Origin of the sequence: Streptococcus sp. S784/96/1, assembly GCF_902729355.1 — a bacterium.
Classification (GTDB): domain Bacteria; phylum Bacillota; class Bacilli; order Lactobacillales; family Streptococcaceae; genus Streptococcus; species Streptococcus caledonicus.
The window spans coordinates 1-5,592 of record NZ_CACVCC010000057.1; the positions used below are offsets into that span (position 1 = coordinate 1).

3 protein-coding genes and 1 other RNA gene are annotated in these 5,592 nt (G+C 39.4%); 2 read left to right on the forward strand and 2 right to left on the reverse strand.

Translation table 11 applies throughout. The features are described 5' to 3' along the window. Positions 1–168 precede the first annotated feature (168 nt). Positions 169–267: signal recognition particle sRNA small type (ffs, locus tag GZ996_RS11360), an RNA gene on the forward strand. A gap of 218 nt (positions 268–485) precedes the next feature. On the opposite strand, the gene GZ996_RS11365 is transcribed toward ffs, so the two are convergent. Continuing rightward, positions 486–1,139, reverse strand: a complete 654-nt coding sequence (locus tag GZ996_RS11365; RefSeq protein WP_156806344.1) for a DUF1129 domain-containing protein — start codon at positions 1,137–1,139, stop codon at positions 486–488. 106 nt (positions 1,140–1,245) lie between these two features. Beyond that, the gene (locus GZ996_RS11370; protein ID WP_156806343.1) at positions 1,246–2,190 is read right to left on the reverse strand and encodes a magnesium transporter CorA family protein; all 945 of its coding nucleotides are present in this window, start codon (positions 2,188–2,190) and stop codon (positions 1,246–1,248) included. A gap of 307 nt (positions 2,191–2,497) precedes the next feature. On the opposite strand from GZ996_RS11370, the gene uvrA reads away from it, so the two are divergent. Then, complete coding sequence (gene uvrA / locus GZ996_RS11375; protein ID WP_162012111.1) at positions 2,498–5,329, forward strand: excinuclease ABC subunit UvrA; 2,832 nt, start codon at positions 2,498–2,500, stop codon at positions 5,327–5,329. Positions 5,330–5,592: the final 263 nt, after the last annotated feature.

A 5,592-nucleotide genomic window follows, 5' to 3' on the forward strand; every position in this document is an offset into this window, starting at 1 on the left:
GTAAACAATAAGGTCAAGACTGAGGCAAAGGAAAAAACTTTGTTTCAGTCTTTTTTCGGATAAAGAACATAGAGTTTTCTTAGGTTGTAAGGGGTAGTTGGACTTTCCCAAAAATTTAGACACATACGGTTTGAGAATTTAGTTTGCAAAACTTTTAAATTATGCTATAATTATCTGTGGAGCAACAGCTGTGCGTGAAGCGGGTCAGGGGAGGAATCCAGCAGCCCTAAGCGATGTCAGTTGTGTGCTCTTTTTTGTGTAATCTAAAAACCCTTTGAAATCAAGGGGTTAGAGGGCTTTGATTTTGTGCTTTAGTGAAATAGGGGCAACATTACAAAAGTCTAGTAGGGCAAGTTAGAGGAAATATTAAGAGAGTTTTACGCCACTGTTATCTGTTAACTGACAGGTTTATAAACTTTTTGATTAGAGAATATTAAAAATCCTTTGAAATGATTTTCAGAGGATTTTTGTTTATGTTACAATGCTTATCTTTCAACGCTAAGGGCGTTAGCAACATTGTATTTCTTTTGGAGGAAATAACGGGCACCGAAGGCAAGGGTTCCGATGATAGCGAGTGCAAGTGGTGGCAAGATGGGATTGATACTTGCTGGGATAAAGACACTTGCAAGGGTAAAAATGATTAACCATAGTGATGTGACAGCAAAGAGGATCCCCGTGCTTTTTGCCCAGTGGGGGCGATTGCCACTATTAATATGACGATAAACAAAGTAGTAAATAGCATACATAGCAGCACCACCAGTCATTGTCAAAATAAGGAGAGTTAAAATACCATAACTAGTTGCTTCTTTATTGAACGATTGTAGAACTGCATTAAGGAGCGAGAAAGCACCAAGGAAAAGAAGAGTTGTGTCTAACCACATGAGCCAAGGATTGGTATTTTTTTCAACTTTTACAGCAGAGCTTGAGCCTGCTTTTGGGGTGAATGAACCCGCCCAAACAGTTGGAGCTCCTAAGAAGGTACGTGCAGGGATCCCTTTTTTTTGATTTTCTTCAATTTGGGGTAACACATCTTCTAAGATAGTTTTTATCTCTGCATCAGATTTTCCATCTTGAATCAGTTGATGAGTTGCGATTTTAATAAATTCTTGATTTTTTTTAGTCAAATTTTCCAATTTCATAATAACGTCTTTCTAATATAATGCATAATTCTTTAATATAAGTCGGTTATTCCTGCAGCTATAATGGATGATGTCAAGAGCAATGACCAAACTGACGATTGGGTTATTAAAACCATTTCTTCGTGAAGAAATAGATAACCACACTGAGTGAGCCTAAAGCTGCCATTAGGGTAATAATCCAAAAACCTCCTGGGATATCGTTTAGGGGTAACCAGTTATCTTGAAAGTTCATCCCGTAAGCTGAGAAGATAACGGTTGGGATATCCAGAGCCATAGTCATAAGAGCTAAGGTTTTCATAATAGTATTCTGATTATTATTGATGATAGAAGCAGAGGTTTCTGTCATGACATTTAAGACATTTTCATAAATGCTTGCCATCTCAATCGCCTGTTGGGTTTCAATCAAGGTGTCTTCAAGCAAATCTTCATCTTCAGCGTATTTTTTCAAGCTGGACGCATTTCCTGTTAATTTTTTAACGATACGTTCATTGATTTTAAGAGAAGCTTTCAAGTAAATGATGGACTTCTCCAATTCCATCATATCGATAAGTTCTTCGTTTTTAGTGGCTTTTTCAAGTTCTGCTTCGATTTTATCAGACTGTCTGTCGATGGAACGAAGGGCTGTTAGGAAAAGCTCAGCATTTCGATAGAGAAGCTGAAAGACAAAACGAGTTTTCATAAAAGTATAGAAGTTTCTGACTCTGCCATTTTTAAAATAATCAAAAAGTGGAACTTCTTCCAAGCAAGTGGTAATAACAGTGTTTGGTGCAACAATAATACCTAAGGGAATTGTCACATAATAGCTCTTGTTATTACGCTCCTCTTGCATGGGAACGTCTACGATAATGAGAGTGTATTCTTCTTCGACGGAAATACGTGAACTTTCTTCCGCATCAAGCGGTGCCCGTAAATCGGTAATATCAATATTAAATTGCTCAGCAATTCGAACGGAATCTTCCTGGGAAGGGTTTACCAAATTGATCCAAGCCCCTGGCTCGAATGTGTCAATTTCTTTGAATTCTTTAGCAGTTGATAAAAATATTTGTTTCATCAAGCCCTCCCTCAGATTGAATTTGCCTTATAGGCATACAGTCTATTATACTATAAAATGAATCTTTTGTGGGAAGTCTTTTGGAAATTTTTGTTATAATGAAGGGTATAAAGTTGAGTGACAAACTCAATAAAGGAAAGGAATCAAATAAGAGAAACAAAATACGGTCGCATTAGCATTGGTTTTAAAGTCAGCAGAATTTGTAGGAGACGGATGCTTTTTTAGGGCAACAATTAACTGAAATACTTATTAGCTAGTTTAAGATGATGAAAAAATCGTTATTGGTTATCTCTTTTTAGGTTTTAGAATGCAAGAGAAATTAGTAATTCATGGGGCTAGAGCCCATAATTTGAAAAACATTGATGTTGAGATTCCGCGTGATAAATTGGTTGTGGTGACTGGTTTGTCAGGTTCTGGGAAATCGTCACTGGCTTTTGATACGATATACGCTGAGGGACAACGTCGTTATGTTGAGAGCTTGTCAGCTTATGCTCGTCAGTTTTTGGGAAATATGGAAAAACCAGATGTGGATTCAATTGATGGTCTCAGCCCTGCCATTTCTATTGATCAAAAAACAACCAGTAAAAATCCCCGTTCGACGGTAGGAACGGCAACAGAAATTAATGACTATCTTCGCTTGCTTTATGCGCGTGTGGGTGTACCGTACTGTGTTAACGGCCACGGGGCAATTGCAGCATCTTCTGTGGAGCAAATTGTTGATGAAGTGTTGGGGTTGCCAGAGCGTACGCGTATGCAAATTTTAGCTCCGATTGTAAGACGTAAAAAAGGGCAACATAAGACCATTTTTGAAAAAGTTCAAAAGGATGGCTATGTCCGTGTTCGTGTTGATGGTGAGATTTACGATGTGATGGAAGTTCCTGAAATATCCAAGAGTCAGATGCATAATATTGAGGTTGTGGTGGACCGCTTGGTCAATAAGGATGGCATTCGCTCACGTCTCTTTGATTCTGTGGAGGCAGCACTTCGTCTCGCAGATGGCTATCTGATTATTGACACGATGGATGGCAATGAACTTCTCTATTCAGAGCACTATTCTTGCCCAGTCTGTGGTTTTACTGTACCAGAACTAGAGCCTCGTCTCTTTTCGTTCAATGCGCCTTTTGGTTCTTGTCCTACCTGTGATGGTCTTGGGATGAAGCTAGAAGTTGACCTTGATTTGGTGATACCTTATCCTGAAAAAACGCTTCGCGAAGGTGTTATTGAGCCCTGGAATCCTATTTCCTCAAATTACTACCCAGCAATGTTAGAGCAGGCTATGACTCAATTTGGTGTGGATATGGATACACCATGGGAAAATTTATCAGAGGATGATAAGAATCTTGTCCTTTACGGTTCAGGTGAGCGTGAGTTTCATTTTCATTATGAAAATGATTTTGGTGGTGTCAGAGATATTGATCTTGTTTTTGAGGGGGTTGTCCCAAATATCAACCGTCGTTACCACGAGACCAATAGTGATTATACGCGTAATGTCATGCGCGCCTACATGAATGAGCTCAAGTGTCAGACTTGCAAGGGTTATCGCCTCAACGAAGCGGCGCTCTCAGTCCGTGTTGGGGGTGAAGCTGGATTAAATATCTCTGAAATTTCAGATTTATCTATTGAGGATCATTTGGCCTTGGTTAGAAAATTAGAATTAACGGGTAACGACAAGCAAATCGCAGCGCCTATTTTAAAAGAAGTGACTGATCGATTAACTTTCCTTAATAATGTCGGTTTGAACTATTTGACCTTATCACGAACTGCTGGAACCTTATCTGGTGGCGAAAGTCAACGGATTCGCTTGGCAACGCAGATTGGGTCAAATCTTAGTGGAGTTCTTTATGTCTTAGATGAGCCATCTATCGGACTTCATCAAAGAGACAATGACCGTCTCATTTCAAGCCTCAAAAAAATGCGTGATTTAGGTAATACCTTGATTGTCGTTGAGCATGACGAAGATACTATGATGCAGGCTGACTGGTTGATTGATATTGGGCCAGGAGCAGGACAATTTGGAGGTGAGGTCATTGCTTCTGGTACGCCAGAACAAGTGGCTAAAAATAAAAAATCCATCACAGGTCAGTACCTATCTGGAGCTAAAGAAATTCCAGTACCGTTAGAACGCCGTGCTGGGAATGGACGATTTATTCAGCTCAAAGGTGCTTCTGAGAACAACTTAAAAAATGTTGATGTCAAGTTTCCACTTGGGAAATTCGTTGCTGTTACAGGTGTTTCTGGTTCAGGAAAATCAACACTAGTCAATGGTATTTTGAAAAAGGTAATTGCTCAGAAAATCAATCGTAATTCTGAAAAACCAGGTAAATATAAGTCTGTTGAAGGAATTGAGCATATTGAGCGCTTGATTGATATTGACCAAAGCCCAATTGGACGGACACCACGTTCAAACCCTGCGACTTATACAGGTGTCTTTGATGATATTCGTGACCTTTTTGCTCAAACTAATGAAGCTAAAATTCGTGGTTATAAAAAAGGCCGTTTTTCTTTCAATGTTAAAGGTGGACGCTGCGAGGCTTGTTCTGGGGATGGGATTATCAAGATAGAGATGCACTTTCTTCCAGATGTTTACGTCCCTTGTGAGGTTTGTCATGGAACACGTTACAATTCAGAAACCTTAGAAGTGCGTTACAAGGATAAAAATATTGCGGAAATTCTTGATATGACTGTTGATGATGCGGTGGAATTCTTTGCGGCTATTCCTAAAATTGCTCGTAAGGTCCAAACTATTAAGGATGTCGGACTGGGTTATGTTACTTTGGGACAACCAGCTACCACTCTTTCAGGAGGAGAAGCACAGCGCATGAAATTGGCTAGTGAGCTTCACAAGCGCTCAACAGGGAAATCCTTCTATATTTTGGATGAGCCAACGACAGGACTTCATACGGATGACATTGCCCGTCTAATTAAAGTGTTAGAACGTTTTGTTGATGAGGGAAATACCGTTCTTGTCATTGAACATAACCTTGATGTGATTAAGACGGCAGATCATATCATTGACCTTGGTCCAGAGGGTGGTGTCGGTGGCGGAACAATTGTTGCAACTGGAACACCAGAAGAAGTTGCACAAGTCCGTGAAAGCTATACAGGACAATATCTGAAACCAAAATTACATTTGAACTAATACTCATATAAAATCAAAATTTGATAACTTGTATTCATAATTTTTTGGACAGTTAGCCTTATGTGTTAGGGAAACAAGCAACCTCCTAACGGAGTTCCATTGCTTATTTTCAAGCGTAAGGTCTTGAAAATACCCTAGAGGCTGGGCAAAAACTAGCTTCAAAATAAAACCACACAGTGATTTCCGTCTCGAAAACAATCAAGATGAAAGAATCGCTGTGTGGTTTTTGAGTATTTGAAGTTTTTGAGCCTAGATTCTTGGCC

Excerpts from the sequence above, each read along its gene's own strand:
- uvrA (WP_162012111.1), top strand. The coding sequence starts at position 2,498 with ATGCAAGAGAAATTAGTAATTCATGGGGCTAGAGCCCATAATTTGAAA.
- GZ996_RS11365 (WP_156806344.1), bottom strand. The coding sequence starts at position 1,139 with ATGAAATTGGAAAATTTGACTAAAAAAAATCAAGAATTTATTAAAATC.
- GZ996_RS11370 (WP_156806343.1), bottom strand. The coding sequence starts at position 2,190 with ATGAAACAAATATTTTTATCAACTGCTAAAGAATTCAAAGAAATTGAC.